General features: G+C 73.0%; 17 protein-coding genes. 5 read left to right on the top strand and 12 right to left on the bottom strand.

The genetic code is table 11. From position 1 onward, the window contains the following. Positions 1-116 precede the first annotated feature (116 nt). The 4 genes from AB0F04_RS28385 to AB0F04_RS28370 form a co-directional block, all read right to left on the bottom strand. Positions 117-1679: an alkaline phosphatase D family protein gene (locus AB0F04_RS28385; protein ID WP_362046204.1), complete on the bottom strand. Its 1563-nt coding sequence runs from the start codon at positions 1677-1679 to the stop codon at positions 117-119. Positions 1680-1806: 127 nt separating this feature from the next. After that, positions 1807-3246, bottom strand: coding sequence for a PLP-dependent aminotransferase family protein (locus tag AB0F04_RS28380; RefSeq protein ID WP_362046201.1), 1440 nt, complete (start codon positions 3244-3246; stop codon positions 1807-1809). Positions 3247-3286: 40 nt separating this feature from the next. Next, complete coding sequence (locus AB0F04_RS28375; protein ID WP_362046198.1) at positions 3287-4117, bottom strand: alpha/beta fold hydrolase; 831 nt, start codon at positions 4115-4117, stop codon at positions 3287-3289. A gap of 107 nt (positions 4118-4224) precedes the next feature. Next, a complete protein-coding gene (locus AB0F04_RS28370; protein WP_362046266.1) occupies positions 4225-4878 on the bottom strand; it encodes an NAD(P)-binding domain-containing protein in 654 nt (217 codons plus the stop codon). 109 nt (positions 4879-4987) lie between these two features. On the opposite strand from AB0F04_RS28370, the gene AB0F04_RS28365 reads away from it, so the two are divergent. Both AB0F04_RS28365 and AB0F04_RS28360 read left to right on the top strand, forming a co-directional pair. Beyond that, a complete protein-coding gene (locus AB0F04_RS28365; protein WP_362046195.1) occupies positions 4988-5872 on the top strand; it encodes an RNA polymerase sigma-70 factor in 885 nt (294 codons plus the stop codon). Positions 5873-6039: 167 nt separating this feature from the next. After that, positions 6040-6801: a GntR family transcriptional regulator gene (locus AB0F04_RS28360; RefSeq protein ID WP_362046192.1), complete on the top strand. Its 762-nt coding sequence runs from the start codon at positions 6040-6042 to the stop codon at positions 6799-6801. 118 nt (positions 6802-6919) lie between these two features. Here AB0F04_RS28360 and AB0F04_RS28355 read toward each other — a convergent pair whose 3' ends face one another. The 3 genes from AB0F04_RS28355 to AB0F04_RS28345 all read right to left on the bottom strand — a co-directional run bounded on the left by AB0F04_RS28355 (position 6920) and on the right by AB0F04_RS28345 (position 10000). Then, a complete protein-coding gene (locus AB0F04_RS28355) occupies positions 6920-8062 on the bottom strand; it encodes an ROK family transcriptional regulator (RefSeq protein WP_362046189.1) in 1143 nt (380 codons plus the stop codon). A gap of 91 nt (positions 8063-8153) precedes the next feature. Beyond that, complete coding sequence (locus tag AB0F04_RS28350; RefSeq protein ID WP_362046186.1) at positions 8154-8816, bottom strand: response regulator transcription factor; 663 nt, start codon at positions 8814-8816, stop codon at positions 8154-8156. A gap of 14 nt (positions 8817-8830) precedes the next feature. Beyond that, entirely contained in the window at positions 8831-10000 is a 1170-nt protein-coding gene (locus tag AB0F04_RS28345; protein WP_362046263.1) for a histidine kinase, read from the bottom strand. A 113-nt stretch (positions 10001-10113) separates the two neighbouring features. Here AB0F04_RS28345 and AB0F04_RS28340 point away from each other — a divergent pair, with 113 nt between their 5' ends. From AB0F04_RS28340 to AB0F04_RS28330, 3 genes are read left to right on the top strand one after another with little or no spacing between them, the layout of a single operon-like run. After that, positions 10114-11034, top strand: a complete 921-nt coding sequence (locus AB0F04_RS28340; RefSeq protein ID WP_362046183.1) for an ATP-binding cassette domain-containing protein — start codon at positions 10114-10116, stop codon at positions 11032-11034. Positions 11035-11036: 2 nt separating this feature from the next. After that, a complete protein-coding gene (locus AB0F04_RS28335; RefSeq protein ID WP_362046180.1) occupies positions 11037-11762 on the top strand; it encodes an ABC transporter permease in 726 nt (241 codons plus the stop codon). A 55-nt stretch (positions 11763-11817) separates the two neighbouring features. Further along, positions 11818-12249 carry a hypothetical protein gene (locus AB0F04_RS28330; RefSeq protein ID WP_362046177.1) on the top strand — a complete coding sequence of 144 codons (432 nt, stop codon included), beginning with the start codon at positions 11818-11820 and terminating at the stop codon, positions 12247-12249. Positions 12250-12253: 4 nt separating this feature from the next. Here the strand turns inward: AB0F04_RS28330 and mug are convergent, their stop codons facing one another. The 5 genes from mug to AB0F04_RS28305 all read right to left on the bottom strand — a co-directional run bounded on the left by mug (position 12254) and on the right by AB0F04_RS28305 (position 17588). Then, positions 12254-12799: a G/U mismatch-specific DNA glycosylase gene (mug, locus tag AB0F04_RS28325; protein ID WP_362046170.1), complete on the bottom strand. Its 546-nt coding sequence runs from the start codon at positions 12797-12799 to the stop codon at positions 12254-12256. Positions 12800-12812: 13 nt separating this feature from the next. Continuing rightward, positions 12813-14255: an adenylosuccinate lyase gene (purB, locus tag AB0F04_RS28320; RefSeq protein ID WP_362046167.1), complete on the bottom strand. Its 1443-nt coding sequence runs from the start codon at positions 14253-14255 to the stop codon at positions 12813-12815. A 92-nt stretch (positions 14256-14347) separates the two neighbouring features. Continuing rightward, the gene (locus AB0F04_RS28315) at positions 14348-15127 is read right to left on the bottom strand and encodes an SGNH/GDSL hydrolase family protein (protein WP_362046165.1); all 780 of its coding nucleotides are present in this window, start codon (positions 15125-15127) and stop codon (positions 14348-14350) included. A 110-nt stretch (positions 15128-15237) separates the two neighbouring features. Continuing rightward, a complete protein-coding gene (locus AB0F04_RS28310; protein WP_362046162.1) occupies positions 15238-16251 on the bottom strand; it encodes a hemolysin family protein in 1014 nt (337 codons plus the stop codon). Beyond that, positions 16248-17588 (bottom strand): hemolysin family protein, encoded by a 1341-nt coding sequence (locus tag AB0F04_RS28305; RefSeq protein WP_362046159.1) that lies wholly within the window; start codon positions 17586-17588, stop codon positions 16248-16250. The genes AB0F04_RS28310 and AB0F04_RS28305 overlap by 4 nt, the downstream gene beginning before the upstream one ends. Between the last annotated feature and the right edge of the window lie 75 nt (positions 17589-17663).

Here is a 17663-nt window from a genome sequence, read left to right as displayed (position 1 = left end):
GCGTCATGCACCCACTGTGACCGAACGGTGTTGCGTGATCGCGAACGCATTGTGACCGATGGGTAAAGAGCCCATTTTGCCCTCTTTATCGACGCTTCAAACGTTGAGTTCCGTACCTACTGGCCGACCCGGCCCGGCTGGAGCGTCTGCGTGAACAGCACGGTGCCGTCCTGCTCCCGCAGACGCACCGTCAGCTCGCCGCTGTGGCCGTCGATGTCGACCTCGCCGAAGAACTGGTAGCCACCGGCGGGGGAGACGTTGGCGGTGGCCGGCGCCTTCACGAACACGCGGTCCGGGCCGAAGGTGCCGTCCAGCGCGTTCGCCGGGAAGGCACCCGCGTTGAGCGGACCCGAGACGAACTCCCAGAACGGCTCGAAGTCCGTGAAGGCGGCCTTCGACGGCTGGTAGTGCTGCGCCGAGGTGTGGTGCACATCGGCCGTCAGCCACACCGTGCCGGTGATCCGCCGGTGCTTGACGAACCGCAGCAGTTCGGCGATCTGCAGCTCACGCCCCAGGGGCTTGCCGGGGGCGCCCTGCGCGACGGCCTCGATGTTCGGACCGTCCGGGACGACCAGTCCGATCGGCATGTCGGAGGCGATCACCTTCCACACCGCCCGCGAGCGGGACAGCTCGCGCTTGAGCCACTCCAGCTGCTCCCGGCCGAGGATGCCCTGCGGGTCGGTGGTCTGGTCGTCGGGCGAGTTCGCGTTGCGGTAGGTGCGCATGTCCAGGACGAACACGTCCAGCAGCGGGCCGTGGTGCTGCACACGGTAGACCCGGCCGTCGGGACGGCGCAGCGTGGAGACCGGGAAGTACTCGGAGAAAGCCTGGCGGGCGCGGGCGGCGAGCACGTCGACACGCTTCTCGGTGTAGCGGGCGTCGGTCAGGATCTCGCCCGGGTACCAGTTGTTGACGACCTCGTGGTCGTCCCACTGGACGATGGACGGGACCCGGGCGTTGAAGGCGCGCAGGTTCTCGTCCAGCAGGTTGTAGCGGAAGTTGCCGCGGAACTCCGTGAGCGTCTCGGCGACCTTCGCCTTCTCCTCGGTCGTGACGTTGCGCCAGGTCCGGCCGTCGGGCAGGGCCACGGTCTCGGTGATCGGGCCGTCGGCGTAGATGTTGTCGCCACTGCAGAGGAAGAAGTCGGGGTCCAGGGCGGCCATCGCGTTGTAGATCGTGTAGCCGCCGAACTCCGGGTTGATGCCCCAACCCTGTCCGGCCAGGTCCCCGGACCAGACGAACCGCACGCCGTCGCGGCGCTTGGCGGAAGCCGTGCGGAACGTGCCGGTGACGGGCTCGCCGGTGCGGCGTGGGTCGTCCGGGTCGGCGAGCAGTACGCGGTAGTGGATCTGCTCGCCGGACGGCAGTCCGCGCAGCCGGGTCGTGCCGGTGAAGTCGGTGCCCGGACCGAGCAGCGGGCCCTGCCATCGGTGCGGGTTGCGGAACGATTCGGTCGCCGACGTCTCGACGATCATCCGGGCAGGCCGGTCGGAGCGCACCCACACCAGCCCGGAGTCGCGGGTCACGTCACCCGCCTGCACCCCCCACCCCGCGCTCGGGCGCCCGGAGCGCGCGAAGGCGGGCGCCGCGCCGAGAGCGGTGGGCAGGGACAGGGCCGCCGAGGCGGCGAGGGAGCCACGCAGGACGCTGCGGCGTGCGGGCAAGGGACGGTGCGACATGGATACGCCTCCGGGGACGGGATCCGGCCAAGTGTGCAGAGCCACACCTACGGGCACATCGCGGCGCACACACGAACCTCAAGTGAACAACCGACCGCAGGGTGGGGGAACGCGCGAACCGGTCGCCTCACCCGTTCGCGGCCAGCGCCATCAGGCGCACGCCCTCGGCGATCCTCGCGGGCGGCACTTGGGCGTAGCCCAGGACCAGCCGGACCTCCCCGGCCGCCTCGGGCCCGGCCCGACCGTGGGCGTAGGCCGAGAGCGGGCGCACCGCCACCCCCGCCTCCGCCGTGCGCGCGAGGAACCGCTCCTCGGGTCCGTACCGCCGAGGCAGAGTGGCGATCACGTGCAGGCCCGCGGCGATCCCGGACACCTCCGCTCCGGGGAAGCGGGCGTCCAGGGCCGCGACCAGCGCGTCACGCCGTTCGCGGTAGGCGCGCTGGCAGCGGCGCAGCTGACGGTCGTAGTCGCCGCGCTCCAGGAAGCGGGCGAACACGGCCTGGTCGAGGGCCGGGTGGCCGAGATCCATCGTGCGCTTGCGTTCGACGACCTCCTCCGTCCAGGACTCCGGCACCAGCAGCCAGCCCAGCCTGAGGCCCGGCGCGAGGGACTTGCTGACCGAGCCCGTGTAGGCCACGTGGTCCGGGTCCAGGCCCTGGAGCGCACCGACGGGGGCACGGTCGTAGCGGAAGTCGCCGTCGTAGTCGTCCTCCAGGACGATGCCGTCCACGGACCGCGCCCAGTCCAGCAGTTCGGTGCGCCGCCGGGCCGAACAGGCGATGCCGGTGGGGAACTGGTGGGCCGGGGTCGTCACCACGGCCCGTACGCCGGACGCCCGCAGCGGCTCCAGGGAGACACCCTCGCCGTCGAGCGGCAACGGCACGGCGAAGACCCCGGCCGAGGCGTACAGCGCGTCGTGCTGCGGACTGCCCGGGTCCTCCACACCGACGGCGCGCAGCCCGCGCGCGTGCAGCGCGAAACCGAGCAGGGCCGTCGCCTGGGCCACACCCGAGACGACCACGATCCGCTCGGGGTCCGCCACCACGCCCCGTCGTCTGGCGAGCAGTTCGGCCAGCGCGGTACGCAGCCTCGGCAGCCCGCGCGGATCGGGGTAGCCCAGCTCCCGGTGCGGCAGGTCCGCGAGCACGGCGCGCTGCGCGGCGGCCCACGCCGCGCGCGGGAACAGCGCGAGGTCCGGCGTCCCGGGCACGAAGTCCGCCACGGCACCCGGCGAGCGCGGAGCGAGATCGCGGGCCGCCGGCCGCCCGGCCCGTACGGCCGCGCCCACCCACGTTCCGGCGCCCCGGCCGCTGCGCAGGTATCCCTCGGCGGTCAGCTGCTCGTACGTCTCCGTGACCAGCCCGCGTGACACCCCCAGGTCCGCCGCGAGGTCCCGGCTCGACGGCAGCCGGGTGCCCGGTGCGAGGCGGCCCGAGCGGACCGCCTCGCGCAGTGCCGCCTGCAGGGAACGGCCACGCGTGCGGGCCGGCGCCGAAGCGGCGGGGAGCAGCAGCTCCCAGGCGGCGGACGGCGCATCTTCGCCGGAGTCGCTCCGCGTCGGCCTCATGAGGAGAGACCTTAGAGGCTTCGCCGCCCTCCGTGCGGGGTCAGCGGCTGCCGTCGAGCACCACCCGGGCCACCAGCGCGGGATCGTCGTTCATCGGGACGTGCCCGCAACCGGGCAGCCGCACCAGCCGGGCCCCGGGTATGACGCCCTTGGCGCGCACGCCCTGGCGGGGTATGAGCAGCCGGTCCCGGTTGCCCCACGCCACGGTGACCGGCGTCCCCACGATGTCGTCGGTGAACTGCACCGTCCGGCCGGAGCGCAGCGTCTCGGAGAATCCCTGGGCGCGGGCCAGGGCGAGCGTCTCGGCGACCACGGCCTCGGGTGAACGGCGGCCCGGGCGGGCGTAGATGGTGCTCGTCAGCAGGGTGCGGCCGAGGGCCGGGCGGGCCAGCCGCTCCACCAGCGGCGGCGGCATCCGCCGGGCGATCTGCCGCATGGCCGTCAGCACCGTGAAGGCGTAGCGGCGCTCGGCCTCGTTCCAGAACCCGGCGGGGGACAGGGCGGTGACGGAGCGGACGAGCTGTGCCCGGGCCAGGTCCAGCGCCAGCAGACCGCCCAGCGAGTTGCCCGCGACGTGCGGCCGGTCGATCTCCAGCGCCTCGAAGAGAGCCGTCAGGACCGTGCTCATCGTGGGCAGGTCGTGCGCCATGCCGTCCGGGAGCGCCGGAGAGGCACCGCAGCCCGGCAGGTCCACGGCGATCACGTCGCGTTCGGCCGCCAGCGCCGGGATCACCGGGTCCCACACCTGACGGTGGTGACCGATGCCGTGCAGCAGGAGCAGCGGTTCGCCGCTGCCCCGGCGCGTGTAGGCCAGGGTCACGCTCTGCTCGCCCTGCGCGGAGGCGACTTCGAAGGAGACGGTGGCGGACATGGGGTGCTCCTCGGCTGTACTCGCTGACGGACGCCGTAGACAGCTTGTCAGCAATTACTACCCGCGGGTAGCCCCCTGGGGAGGCGACCTTCGCCGCGCCGGCCCGTTCAACGCGACCGCCGCACCTCCAGGTTGAACGCGCCGTGCCCGAACTTCCTGAAGAGTCCGGCCCACAGGGGCAGCCACATCTCCACGGCGCGGGCCTCCCGGATGCCACCGAGGTCCAGCACCCGCTCCGCCGGCCAGCCGAACTCCCCGAGCAGCGCCGTGACCTGCTCCCTGGCATCCGGGTCGTCCCCGCAGACGAAGACGTTGTGCTCGCCGGGCACGCTGCCCGGATCGACCATCACCCTGCAGTTGACCGTGTTGAGCGATTTCACCACGCGCGCGTGCGGAAAGGCGCGCTGGATCTGCTCGCCCACGCTGTCCGACTCGACGGGGGACAGCCGCAGCTCGCCCTCCTCGAAAGCCAGCGGGTTGGACACGTCCACGACGACCTTGCCGTCGAGGTTCCGGGCGCCCGCCGCTTCCAGCGCGGCCAGGGCCACCCGCCCTCCGACCGCGTTGACCACGACCTCTCCGAACTCCGCCGCCTGTGCGAACGTCCCCGAGCCCGCCCGGGGACCCGCGGCGGCGGCCCACTGCACGGCGGCCGTGTTGTCCGCCGTGCGCGAGCCGAGCCGCACCTCGTGCCCCAGCTCCACCAGCCGACCGCCGAGCGTACGCCCGACCTGTCCCGTGCCCAGCACTCCGTACCGCATCGCCACCTCCGCAGCCCTGCCGCCGATCACCGGAGCCCTCTCGGCCATTCTGTCCGGGAAGGGGTGATTCCGCCTGGACAGGGCAGCAGCGGTGGGCTGGGATGAGCCCGTGACCACCGAGACCGCGACCGACGTCTTCGAAGCACACCGCCCCGTCCTGCTGGGCGTCGCCTACCGGATGCTGGGGCGCGTGGCCGACGCGGAGGACGTGGTCCAGGAGGCCTGGCTGCGCTGGTCCGGCAGCGACCGCGGCGACGTGCGCGAACCGCGCGGCTATCTCGTGCGGATCACGACCCGCCTCGCCATCGACCGGCTCCGCCGGATCAAGGCCCGCGGCGAGACGTACGTCGGCCCCTGGCTGCCCGAGCCGTACCTCACCGACTTCGGCGACACCGTGCCGGACACCGCCGAGCGTGCCGTGCTCGCCGACTCCGTCTCCCTCGCCGTGCTCGTCGTGCTGCAGTCGCTGTCACCGCTGGAGCGAGCCGTGTTCGTGCTGCGCGAGGCCTTCTGCTTCCCCTATGCCGACATCGCCACCATGCTCGACCGCGGCGAACCGGCGGTGCGCCGGATGGCCGGGCGTGCCCGCAAGCACGTCGAGGAGCGACGCCCGCGCTACGAGGTCGACCCCGCCGAGCGCCGTGACCTCACCGAGCGGTTCCTCGCCGCGGCGGCCGGCGGCGACCTGGAGGGCCTGATGGCGCTGCTCGCCCCGGAGGTCCGGCTCGTCGGCGACAGCGGCGGCAAGTCCCGTGCGCCGCTGCGGGTCCTGCACACCGCCGACAAGGTGGGCCGTTTCCTCGTCGGCGCCGCGCGGAAGCGCGCGCCCGGTCTGTCCGTGCGCTTCGTGGAGCTCAACGGCAACCCGGCCGCGCTGATCCTGTCCGGCGGCACGCCCGACTCCGTCTTCCAGATCGATGTCGCAGGCGGCCGCGTCCAGTCCGTCTACATCATCCGCAATCCCGACAAGTTGCGGTCCCTGGACGTCGGTTAGACGGGCCGCGGGACCGGCCCACGGCCCTTCATGAACGCCCCGTGAACGTTCCCGGCCATTGGTCTTGACCAAGAATCAGGGCCGCCCTATGGTCGCAGAGAAGTGCAACAACCTTTAATAAACAAGGCGCTGAAACGTTGCCGACCACGGCGAATGCGGAGGACAGGGTGGGGACCACGCAGCTGGAATCGGTGCAGGAACCGAAGTACTGGCACCTCAAGACCGTGCTCAGTGAGGCGCTCGACTCGGAGTTCTCGGTGGGGGAGATCCTGCCCAACGAGCGCGATCTCGCGGCCCGCTTCGGAGTCGCCCGCGCCACGCTCCGCCAGGCCCTGGAACAACTCGAACTCGAAGGCAGGCTGCAGCGGCGCCGCGGTGTCGGCACGACCGTCGCGCCGCCCCGCGAGGGCGTCTCCCTCGGTACCGGCCCGCACGCCTGGCCGGGCGGCCCCGAGGACGCCTGGCAGCCCGCCGACTGCACGGCGGCCGTGCCGCCGCCGGCTGTCGCCGACGCCCTGGAGACCGGCCGGGACGAGAGCGTGCACATCGTGCGGCGCTCCCGTGTCTCGCACGGCCGGCCGGTGGCCGCGGAGCTGCTGTACATCCCGCAGTCCTCGGTCCCCGAGCTCTCCGGCATCGACGCGCCGTCCGGAGCGGCACGCGCGCGTGCGGTGCTGCGGGAGTTGCAGCGGCTGGAGCTGGAGCGGCAGGAGAACGCGGTGGAACTCGGCTCCGCCGGGGCCGGCGAGGCGAAGGAGCTGGACCGGCTGCCGGGGGCGCCGGTCCTTGTCGTCACGACCCGTTTCATCGCCCTGGGGCGTACGGCTGCGCTGTCCGTGGCCACCTATCGTGCTGACACGTGCCGTCTCACCTTCGGTGATCCGGGGGGTGTGGAGATCCACGCGGGGCTTCAGAAGCAGGCGTCCTGAGCCTCCCGAAACGGGGGCGTGCGGTGCGTGAGGGGCTGCGGGTTCGTTGTGGCTCGTCGCGCCCACGCGGCGGAGCCGCATGTCGACAGGGTCCCGCGCCCCTGAAGGGCGTTGTCGCTCAGGGACGTTCCACGGCGAAGAGCTGCTCCTCCACGTGGTCCAATGCCAGGCGCAGGGCCCCCGTTGCCACGGCCGCGTCCCCCAGGCCCGAGAGGGTTACCTGCGGGGGCCGCAGGCAGTAGCGGGCGAGTTCCTCGCGCAGGGGGGTCAGGACGCCGTCCAGGCCCGCAGCCCAGCCGCCGATCACGACCAGCTCCGGGTCCAGGGCGAGGACGAGGGCCGCCACGTCGTGGACGAGGCGCTGGATGAAGCGGTCGACGGCGGCGCGGGCCCGCTGGTCGCCCTCGCGGGCCTGGGCGAACACCGCGGCGACCGCCTGCTCGTCGAGCGGGTGCAGTGGCTCGTCCGTGGTCGACAGGAGCGTCTCGGGCGTCACCCCGCGGCCCAGCAGGTGAAGCGCCCCGATCTCGCCGGCCGCCCCGCCGTAGCCGCGGTGCAGCCGCCCCCCGATCAGCGAACCGGCGCCCGGGCTGAGTCCCGCCAGCACGAAGACCACGTCGTCCGACTCGGTGGCCGCGCCCTTCCAGTGCTCGGCCACGGCAGCGGCGTTGGCGTCGTTCTCGACCAGGACCGGGCACGTGAACGACCGGCTCAGCCGCTCACCCAGCCGTAGCCCCGTCCACCCCGGCAGCGCCGTGCCCAGCCGCACCGTGCCGTCAGCCTCGACGATCCCGGGCGTCGCCACGCCCACGGCCCGCAGCGAGCCGCGGGCGACCCCGGCCCGTCGCAGCAGCTCGGCGACCGCCCCGCGCAGCCGCTCCAGCCGCTCGTCGGCCCCCGCCGTCTCGGGCACGTCCTTCGCCTGGGCGCCGATCACCCGGCCGTCCAGGCCGGACAGCAGCGCCGCCACCCGGTGCGCCCCGATCTCCAGCCCCATCAGATGCCCGGCCTCCGCCCGGAACCGGAACCGCCGCGCCGGACGCCCCTGCCGCCGGGCAGCCCCCTCCTCGGCCGCCTTCTCGACGACGAGCCCGGCCTCGATGAGTCCTTCGACGACACCCTCGACGGTCGGCCGGGACAGCCCCGTCACCCGGGTGATCTCGGTCAGCGTCGCGCAGTCCGTGGCACGCAGCGCGTGCAGCACCACAGCGGAGTTGATCCTTCGCAGCAGCGAGGGATCCCCGCCGGTCAGCCGCCCCACCGTCCGTCCTCCCAGGTCGTGCGCGTGTTGGCCGGATCGTACTTCGGTACGGCACACCCCGGCGAGGGGCGGGCCCCCGCCCCGCCCGCTGTCAGCCGGGCGCCACGAACCCCGACTCGTACGCCGCGATCACCGCCTGAGTGCGGTCCCGCGCCCCCAGCTTCGCCAACACCGAGCTGACGTGCGACTTCACGGTCTCGGTTCCCACGACCAGCCGGGCGGCGATCTCCGCGTTCGACAAACCTCGCGCCATGAGCCGCAGCACCTCGGCCTCCCGCTCGGTCAGCTGGGCCCGTTCCAGCACGGCCCGGGCCGCACGGTTCCCGCCTGTGTCGCCGTACTCGGCGGCGAGCTGCCGCACCGAGGCCGGGAACAGCAACGACTCGCCCTCGGCGATCAGCCGCACCGCGTGCACGATCTCGGCGGGCCGGGCCCGCTTGAGCAGGAACCCGTCGGCGCCCGCCCGCAGGGCCTCGTACACGTACTCGTCGTTCTCGAAGGTCGTCACCACGAGGATCCGGGGCGGGCCGTCGACCGTCCGCAGCAGTGCCCGGGTGGCCTCGATGCCGTCCAGCAGCGGCATCCGCACGTCCATGGCGACCACGTCCGGCCGCAGCCGCCGCACGAGCGGGATCACCGCCGCGCCGTCGGCGGCCTCCCCGACGACCTCGATGTCGGGCTGTGCCTCCAGGACGGCCCGCAGTCCCGCCCGCACGAGGGGTTCGTCGTCGACGAGGAGAACGGTGACCGGCATCCGGTCAGCCTAGATCAACTCAGGGGAAGCTCGACATGGACCTGCCAGTCGCCTTCGTCGGGCCCGGTCCGCGCGCGTCCGCCGAGCAGGGCCGCGCGCTCGCGGATACCGCGCAGGCCGCTGCCGCGTCCGGAACCGGTCGCCCCGGCCGGCAGGGGATTGCTTATCGCGAGGAGCACACTCGCGTCGGCCACCCGGACGCGGACGCGCACCGGGACCGCGCCCGCGTGCCGCAGCACATTGGTCAGCGACTCCTGGAGGATCCGGTAGCCCTCCCGGGACACCGGCCCGGGCACCGTCTCCACCGGGCCCGTCACCTCGGCGTCGACCTTCGCCCCGGAGGCGCGGGCCGACTCCAGCAGCCGGTCCGCATCCGCCAGGGTCGGCCTGCCGCTCACCGGCTTCCCCGATTCGCGCAGGACGCCGAGCACCCGCTCCAGATCCTCCAGGGCGGCCCGGCCGGTCTCCTCGATGGCGACCAGCGCCCGGTCGGTGAAGGCGGGGTCACCCGCCGCCCGGGCGGCCCCCGCCTGCACGACGGCGACCGTGAGCGCGTGCCCGATGGAGTCGTGCAACTCGCGGGCGATCCGCGTGCGTTCGAGGAGCTGGTCCGTACGCTCCTCCAGCGCGGCCAGCCGCTCGGAAGGGGACGGGACGAGCAGGCGCAGGGCGATGCGGGTGATGAGGTGCCCCGAACCGGCCACGACCGCCGCCGCAAGGAGCAGCGGAAGGGGCACGAGCAGGGCGTGCCACCAGTGCCGGCCCCCGACGGGCAGCCAGGCGCCGCCGGCGCGCCCGCCGCCCATGGCCGTCGACACCAGGTCCACCGTGAGGAAGAGGAGCTGGAAGGCGAGATGTGACGCCAGGGCGCCGAGGACCAGCCTCGTCAGGAGCCAGACCACCATCCGTCCACGGTCGCCCCACGTGGCCGAGGGGGTGACGACGATCTCCTCGCCCTCGTCCCCGTCCCGAGGGCCGGTCAGCAGCAGCCTGGCCTGGAACCCCTCCACGACCCGCATGGCCGGGACCAGGCCGGCGAGGCCGAGCAGCACGGTCGCCGTGCCCACGGTCCACCACGCCTCGTCGATGAACAGCCACAGGGACGGCCACACGATGGCCATGGAGAGATGAAGCCATCGCGTGTACGTCACCGCCCGGGTGAACGGGCGCAGCATGCGGACCAGGACCATCACGCCATCGTGCCAGCGGCGACCGCCGGCGGACCTCCCCCGCACGGGGGAGACGCTCTCCACCGCCGGGGGAGGCCTGGCACCCGGTGAAAGGCCAGGCTGCTGCCATGACCAGCATCGACGTCCAGTCCCTCACCAAGGAGTTCGGCACCAGGCGCGCCGTCGACGACCTCACGTTCCGCGTGCTGCCCGGCCGCGTCACCGGCTTCCTCGGCCCGAACGGCGCCGGGAAATCCACCACCCTGCGGCTGGTGCTCGGCCTCGACCGGCCGACCGCCGGTTCCGCCACGATCGGCGGCCGGCCCTACCCGGCGCTGCGCGAACCCCTGCGCCACGTGGGAGCCCTGCTCGACGCGCAGGCCGCGCACGGCTCGCGCACCGCCCGCGACCATCTCCGCGTCCTGGCGGCGAGCAACCGCATCCCGGACTCGCGGGTCGACGAGCTCCTGGAGGAGACGGGCCTGGCGTCGGTGGCCCGGCGCCGGGTACGGACGTACTCCCTGGGCATGCGCCAGCGGCTCGGCATCGCCGCCGCCCTGCTGGGCGACCCCCAGGTCGTCATGCTGGACGAGCCGTCCAACGGCCTCGACCCCGAAGGCATCGTGTGGATCCGGCGGTTGCTGCGCCGCCTCGCGGGAGAGGGCCGCACGGTCCTGGTCTCCAGTCACCTGATGAACGAGACCGCGTCCTTCGCCGACCACCTGGTCGTCCTCGGCCGGGGCCGGCTCCTCGCCGACACCCCGATGCGGGACTTCATCCACGCGCGCGTGCGGCCCCGCGTCCGTATCCGTACGACCGACCCCGGCGCCCTCACAGCGGCGCTCGCCCGGCACGGCCACGCCCCCGAGGAACACGCGGACGGACACTGGACCGTGCGCGACGCGCGCGTGGACGACATCGGCCGCATCACCTCGGCCTCGGGCGTGCCGGTCCTGGAACTGGCCGCCGAGGAGGGCACCTTGGAGCAGGCCTACTTCGACCTCACCGGGGCCGAGACCGAGTTCACCGCACAGCCCCAGGAGGCCTGACCATGGAATGCACACCCGTCCTGCGCTCCGAGTGGCTGAAGGTCCGCACGCTGCGCTCGCTCCCGGGGGCCCTGCTGGCCCTGCTCGTCGTGACCACGGCGTTCTCCGCGCTCGCCGGAGCCTCCGATGCCTCGGACCCGGGGTTCGATCCGCTGTTCACGGCCCTGTCCGGCGTCATACCGGGCCAGATCGCGGCCGTCGCCTTCGGGGCCGTGGCCGTGTCGTCGGAGTTCCACCAGGGCGCGCTGCGGCTCTCCTTGTCCGCGGTGCCGCAGCGCGGACGCTGGTTCGCGGCCAAGGCGGCCGTCATCGCCCTGCCGGCGCTCCTGGTGGGGCTGGTCACGGCCCTCGCCGCCCTCCTCGCGGGGCGGGCCGGGCTCGGCGCGGCGGCCGACGGGCTCAGCACCGGCGAGCAGGTGCGCGGGGTGGTGGGCTGTGGTGTCTACCTGATGCTGATGGCCTTGTTCGCCGCCGGGATCACCGCCCTGCTCCGCAGCGGCACGGCCACCCTTTCCCTGCTGATCCCGTTCATCCTCGTGGTGTCGTTCGTGATCGGCGACGCGACGGGCACCGTCGCCGACTTCCTGCCCGACAAGGCCGGGCAGTTGGTCCTGCGGGAGACGTACGACGGCACCCTCGGCCCCTGGTCGGGGCTCGCGGTGACAACGCTGTGGACGGCCGCGGCCCTGCTCGCGGGAGCCTGGAGCGTACGCCGCAGGGACGCCTGACGGCGGGCCGGATGATGCCCCGCCAAGTGTCAGTGGCGGCGGGTTTACTGGACCCATGAACATCGCACAGCACCTCGCCCTCATCGACGAGCTGTGCTACCGCCCCTTTCCGGCGGAGCACGGTCCGTCGGACGTCGGGGTCTCGGGGCCCGGTCACCACCTCGCGGTGTTAGAGGCCGGGACCGAGGGCGACCCCGGGGCCCGGGCGGTGACGGTCGACCAGTTCGAGAAGGACCGGGACGCCGTCTGTGAACTCCTGGCCTCCCGCTGGGGCGACACGGACCCCTACAACCTGCAGACCGTGCTGCTGCGCACCGAGCGGGAGGACATACCCGGGCCGTGGGCCGAGCTGAGCGCGCGGGCCGGCGTCGCCCACCTGTGGGAGGTGGAGGGCACGGGCCGCTGGGTCGCCGTGGCGGTCGCGGACCGGGACGCCTCGCGGGAGGTGCAGCTGCTGGCCCTGGTCACGGAGACGGACCCGCCGTAGCGGATCAGTCCCCGGCGGCCTCCCGCAGCCGCCCGAACTCCTCGGCCATCGTGTCGACCGTCCAGTGCGCGTTCAGCCCGCTCGGGTTGGGCAGCACCCACACGCGCGTGTCACCGATCGTCCGAGCCTGCGGCCCCACCCGCGCCGTGCGGTCGTCGAACGCGGCGCGGTACGCGGTCACGCCGACCACGGCCAGCCAGCGCGGCCGCAGCCGGGCCACCTTCGCCGCGAGCAGCCGCCCGCCCTCGCGGTACTCCTCGGCGCTCAGCTCGTCCGCACGGGCGGAGGCCCGCGCCACGACATTGGTGATGCCGAGCCCGTACGACAGCAACTCCTGCTGTTCGGACGGCTTCAGCAGCCTTGGTGTGAACCCGGACCGGTGGAGCACCGGCCAGAAGCGGTTGCCCGGCCGGGCGAAGTGATGGCCCGTCGCGGCCGTCATCAGACCGGGGTTGATACCGCAGAAGAGGACGCGCAGGCCCTCCGCGACCACGTCGGGCACGACGCGGTCGCGGGCGGCCTGAAGCTCCTCGGGCGTGAAACGCGCCATCGCGAGCGGCGCGTCAGAGGATCGCGCCGGGCGTGTAGCCCGCGGCCTCGGGGTGCTGCTTGACGATCTCCTCGACCCGGGCGACGACGGCGGTGACCTGATCGCCCGCGGCACCGGTGAAGGACAGCTTGTCGGCCATCAGCGCGTCCAGCTGGTCCCGGTCCAGCGGGATGCGCGCGTCGGCGGCCAGCTTGTCGAGCAGCTCGTTGCGCTCGGCACCCTGCTCGCGCATGGCGAGCGCGGAGGCGACGGCGTTCTCCTTGATCGCCTCGTGCGCGATCTCCCGGCCCACTCCCGCGCGCACGGCGCCCATGAGGACCTTGGTGGTGGCGAGGAACGGCAGGTAGCGGTCCAGCTCACGGGCGACGACCGCAGGGAACGCGCCGAACTCGTCGAGCACCGTCAGGAACGTCTCCAGCAGACCGTCCAGCGCGAAGAACGCGTCCGGCAGGGCGACCCGGCGCACCACGGAGCAGGACACGTCGCCCTCGTTCCACTGGTCGCCCGCCAGCTCGCCGGTCATCGAGGCGTAACCGCGCAGGATCACCATCAGGCCGTTGACACGCTCGCAGGAGCGGGTGTTCATCTTGTGCGGCATCGCCGAGGAGCCGACCTGGCCGGGCTTGAACCCCTCGGTGACCAGCTCGTGCCCGGCCATCAGCCGGATCGTCTTGGCCAGCGACGACGGGGCCGCCGCCAGCTGCACCAGCGCGGTGACGACCTCGTAGTCCAGCGAGCGCGGGTAGACCTGGCCGACCGAGGTGAAGGCCTGCGAGAAGCCAAGGTGCGCGGCGATCCGCTGCTCCAGGTCCGCGAGCTTCGCGGCGTCCCCGCCCAGCAGGTCCAGCATGTCCTGCGCGGTGCCGACCGGGCCCTTGATGCCGCGCAGCGGATAGCGGCCCAGCAGCTCCTCGACACGGGCGTGGGCGACGAGCAGCTCGTCGGTGGCGGTGGCGAAGCGCTTGCCGAGGGTGGTGGCCTGGGCGGCGACGTTGTGCGAGCGGCCGGCCATGACCAGCTCGCCGTACTCGCCGGCCAGCTTGCCGAGCCGGGCGAGGACGGCGACCGCGCGGTCGCGGACCAGCTCCAGCGAGAGGCGGATCTGCAGCTGCTCGACGTTCTCGGTGAGGTCGCGGGACGTCATGCCCTTGTGCACGTGCTCGTGCCCGGCGAGGTCGTTGAACTCCTCGATCCGCGCCTTCACGTCGTGCCGCGTGACCTTCTCACGCTCGGCGATGGAGGCCAGGTCGACGGTGTCGAGGACGCGCTCGTAGTCGGCGAGCGCCGCGTCCGGCACCTCGATGCCGAGGTCCTTCTGGGCCCGCAGCACGGCGAGCCAGAGCTGCCGCTCCAGCTTCACCTTCTGCTCGGGCGACCAGAGCGTGGCGAGCTCGGCGGAGGCGTAACGTCCGGCGAGGACGTTCGGGATGCGGGGCTTGGCGGGCGCAGAAGTCACGTGTACGGATTCTACTGGCGATTCCTGCAGGCCAGCGCCGCGGGTGTCTTTGTCGGAACCTACGAGAGCGTCCGGGCCGCGCCCACCTGCGGCTACGCCAAATCATCGTACGGCAGCAGCTCCGGCCGCTTCGGAGGCAGTCCGTCACCCGAGGAACGGCCCGTCAGGCGGCGGCCTATCCACGGGAGCAGGTGCTGCCGGGCGAACCTGGCGTCCGCCACGCGCCGCATGGCCCAGCCCGGCGGCAGCGTCGCCGGCATCGGCGTGTGCCACTCGGCGTCCTCGGGGGCGTGGCCCAGCGTCTGCCAGACCGCCTCGGCGACCCGGCGGTGGCCCTCGGACGTCAGGTGCAGCCGGTCCACGTCCCACATCCGCGGATCGCTCAGGGAGGGCGCGCCGTACAGGTCGACGACGAGTGCGCCGTGCCGGGCGGCCAGCTCGTCGACACAGGCGAACAGCTCCTCCATACGGGGCCGGAACCGCGCCTGGACCGGGCCCTGCCGCGCCGGGCTGCGCATGAGGACGAGCTGCCGGCACGCGGGGACCAGCTTCTCCACGGCCTCCTCCAGGAGTCCGCGGACGCGGCCCATGTCGCACTTGGGCCGCAGCGTGTCGTTGAGCCCGCCGACCAGGGTGATCACGTCGGCTCCCATGGCCGCCGCGACATCGACCTGCTCGTCGACGATCTGCTGGATCAGCTTGCCGCGCACCGCGAGGTTGGCGTACCGGAAGCCGGGGGTGCGGGCCGCCATCCGGGCGGCGAGAAGGTCGGCCCAACCGCGGTAGGTGCCGTCGGGCATCAGGTCCGACATGCCCTCGGTGAAGGAGTCGCCGAGGGCGACCAGGCTGCTGTGGGTGGGGTTCGTCTGCATGGCGACGGAAATGGTATCCCGTGCACATACCCAGCAGTCGGTCGGTCCCGCCGGGCCGGGTTCCGGACCCGCCGGCCGAAGGGCTCCCGCAGCCGGCCGGGCCCGCTTCCTCACGCCCGCTGACCGAACAGCTCCCGCAGAACGTCCTCCATGGTCACAAGACCGGCCAGCCGCCCGTCCGCCCCGAGGGCGGCCGCGAGGTGCGTACGGCTGCCCCGCATGGCCGTGAGGACGTCGTCCAGCGGCGTGTGCTCGCGCACGCGGGCGATGGGGCGCATGTCCCGCAGCCGGAACGGCACGTCACGTCCCATGGCGTCCAGAGCGTCCTTCACATGCAGGTAGCCGACGATCCGGCGTCCCTCGTCCACCACGGGGAAGCGCGAGAACCCGGACTCCGCCGACAGCCGCTCCAGCTCCTCCGGGGTGACCCCCACACTCGCGTACACCACGCGCTCCAGCGGCAGCACCACGTCCCGCACCGGACGGCGGCCCAGTTCCAGCGCGTCGCGCAGCCGCTCCTGGGCGCGGTCGTCGATCAGGCCGGCCTCGCTGGAGTCCTTCACGATCTGCGCTATCTCCGCGTCCGAGTAGGAGGCGGCGACCTCCTCCCGGGCCTCCACCCGCAGCAGCTTCAGCAGGGTGTTGGCGAACGCGTTCACCGTGAAGATCACCGGACGCAGGGCGCGGGACAGCGCCACCAGGGGCGGTCCGAGCGCCAGCGCGCTGCGCACCGGCTCGGCGAGCGCGATGTTCTTCGGCACCATCTCGCCGAGCAGCATGTGCAGATAGGTCGCCAGCGACAGCGCGATCACGAAGGACACCGCGTGCCCCGCGCCCTCGGGCACGCCCACCGCGTGGAAGACCGGCTCCAGCAGGTGCGCGATGGCGGGCTCGGCCACCACGCCCAGCACCAGCGTGCACAGCGTGATGCCGAGCTGGGCGGCGGCCATCAGCGCGGACACGTGCTCCAGGCCCCACAGCACACTTTTCGCGCGCCGGTCGCCCCGGTCGGCATAGGGCTCGATCTGGCTGCGGCGCACGGAGATCAACGCGAACTCGGCGCCGACGAAGAAGGCGTTGACGACGAGCGTCGCCAGTCCGATCAGCAGCTGGACGGCGGTCACAGCTCCACCCCCTTCTCGTCGGGCTTGGGGTCGTCGAGAGGGGCGCGCAGCCGCACGCGGGCCGCCCGGCGACCCGTGGCGTCCAGGACCTCCAGGTGCCAGCCGGCGACCTCGAGGGTGTCACCGGCGGCCGGTATCCGGCCGAGCACCGTCGCCACCAGCCCGGCGAGCGTCTCGTAGGGCCCCTCCGGCGGGCGCAGCCCGACCCGTTCCAGGTGGTCCACGCGTGCCGAGCCGTCGGCCGAGTACAGCGCGTGCCCGGACTCGTCGCTGCCGGCCGGCGCCAGGTCGGGCGTCTCGTGCGGATCGTGCTCGTCGCGCACCTCGCCGACGACCTCCTCGACGATGTCCTCCAGGGTGGCCACGCCCGCCGTGCCGCCGTACTCGTCGATCACGACGGCCATCGTGCGCTTGCCGGAGAGCCGGTCCAGGAGCCGGTCGACGGTGAGGGTCTCCGGGACCAGCAGGGGTTCGCGCATCAGCTCGGAGACGTAGATCCGGGTCCGGCGCTCGGCCGGCACCGCCAGCACGTCCTTGACGTGGGCCGTCCCGACGACCGAGTCGAGGGTCCCGCGGTAGACGGGGAAGCGGGACAGGCCGGTCGCCCGGGTCGCGTTCGCCACGTCCTCCAGGGTCGCCTGCACCTCCAGCGCGACGACCTGCACCCGGGGTGTCATCACGTTCTCCGCGGTCAGGTCGGCGAGGTTCAGCGTGCGCACGAACAGCTCGGCGGTGTCCGCCTCCAGGGCGCCCTCCTTGGCGGAATGCCGGGCGAGGGCGGCCAGCTCCTGCGGCCCGCGCGCCGAGGCGAGTTCCTCGGCGGGCTCCACGCCGATCCGCCGTACGACCCGGTTGGCCGTGTTGTTGAGGTGAGTGATGAACGGCCGGAACGCGGCACTGAACCAGCGCTGGGCGTTGCCCACGGTCTTGGCGACGGTCAGCGGCGAGGAGATCGCCCAGTTCTTGGGCACCAGCTCACCGACGACCATCAGGAACACCGTGGACAAGCCGGTGCCGATCACCAGCGCGATGCTGTGCGACGCCGAGCGTGAGACGCCGAGGTCCTCCAGCGGCCCGGCGATCAGGGCGGCGATCGACGGCTCGGCGAGCATGCCGACCACCAGATTCGTGACCGTGATGCCGAGCTGCGCCCCGGAAAGCTGGAACGTCAGGTTCCGTACGGCCTTCAGCGCACCCTGCGCGCCTCGCTCACCGCGCTCGGCGGCCTGCTCCAGCTCGGCGCGCTCGACCGTGGTGAGGGAGAACTCGGCCGCCACGAAGGCGCCGCAGGCCAGCGAGAGCGCGATCGCCGCCAGAAGGAGGAGCACTTCGGTCATCGGTTCACCCCCGTTCCATGGTTCTCCAGGACGGGGCGGAACGCGCGGTGCCGCGCGCGGGGAGGCTCGCCCATG

Origin of the sequence: Streptomyces sp. NPDC029041, from assembly GCF_040637515.1 — a bacterium.
In the GTDB taxonomy this organism is placed as follows: domain Bacteria; phylum Actinomycetota; class Actinomycetes; order Streptomycetales; family Streptomycetaceae; genus Streptomyces.
Note: the sequence above shows the minus strand (reverse complement) of the source record. Positions and strands in the feature narration are given on the sequence as shown.

Coding starts and splice junctions, on each gene's coding strand:
- AB0F04_RS28385 (WP_362046204.1), bottom strand. CDS start 1,679: ATGTCGCACCGTCCCTTGCCCGCACGCCGCAGCGTCCTGCGTGGCTCC.
- AB0F04_RS28380 (WP_362046201.1), bottom strand. CDS start 3,246: ATGAGGCCGACGCGGAGCGACTCCGGCGAAGATGCGCCGTCCGCCGCC.
- AB0F04_RS28375 (WP_362046198.1), bottom strand. CDS start 4,117: ATGTCCGCCACCGTCTCCTTCGAAGTCGCCTCCGCGCAGGGCGAGCAG.
- AB0F04_RS28370 (WP_362046266.1), bottom strand. CDS start 4,878: ATGCGGTACGGAGTGCTGGGCACGGGACAGGTCGGGCGTACGCTCGGC.
- AB0F04_RS28350 (WP_362046186.1), bottom strand. CDS start 8,816: ATGCCGGTCACCGTTCTCCTCGTCGACGACGAACCCCTCGTGCGGGCG.
- AB0F04_RS28340 (WP_362046183.1), top strand. CDS start 10,114: ATGACCAGCATCGACGTCCAGTCCCTCACCAAGGAGTTCGGCACCAGG.
- AB0F04_RS28335 (WP_362046180.1), top strand. CDS start 11,037: ATGGAATGCACACCCGTCCTGCGCTCCGAGTGGCTGAAGGTCCGCACG.
- AB0F04_RS28330 (WP_362046177.1), top strand. CDS start 11,818: ATGAACATCGCACAGCACCTCGCCCTCATCGACGAGCTGTGCTACCGC.
- mug (WP_362046170.1), bottom strand. CDS start 12,799: ATGGCGCGTTTCACGCCCGAGGAGCTTCAGGCCGCCCGCGACCGCGTC.
- AB0F04_RS28315 (WP_362046165.1), bottom strand. CDS start 15,127: ATGCAGACGAACCCCACCCACAGCAGCCTGGTCGCCCTCGGCGACTCC.
- AB0F04_RS28305 (WP_362046159.1), bottom strand. CDS start 17,588: ATGACCGAAGTGCTCCTCCTTCTGGCGGCGATCGCGCTCTCGCTGGCC.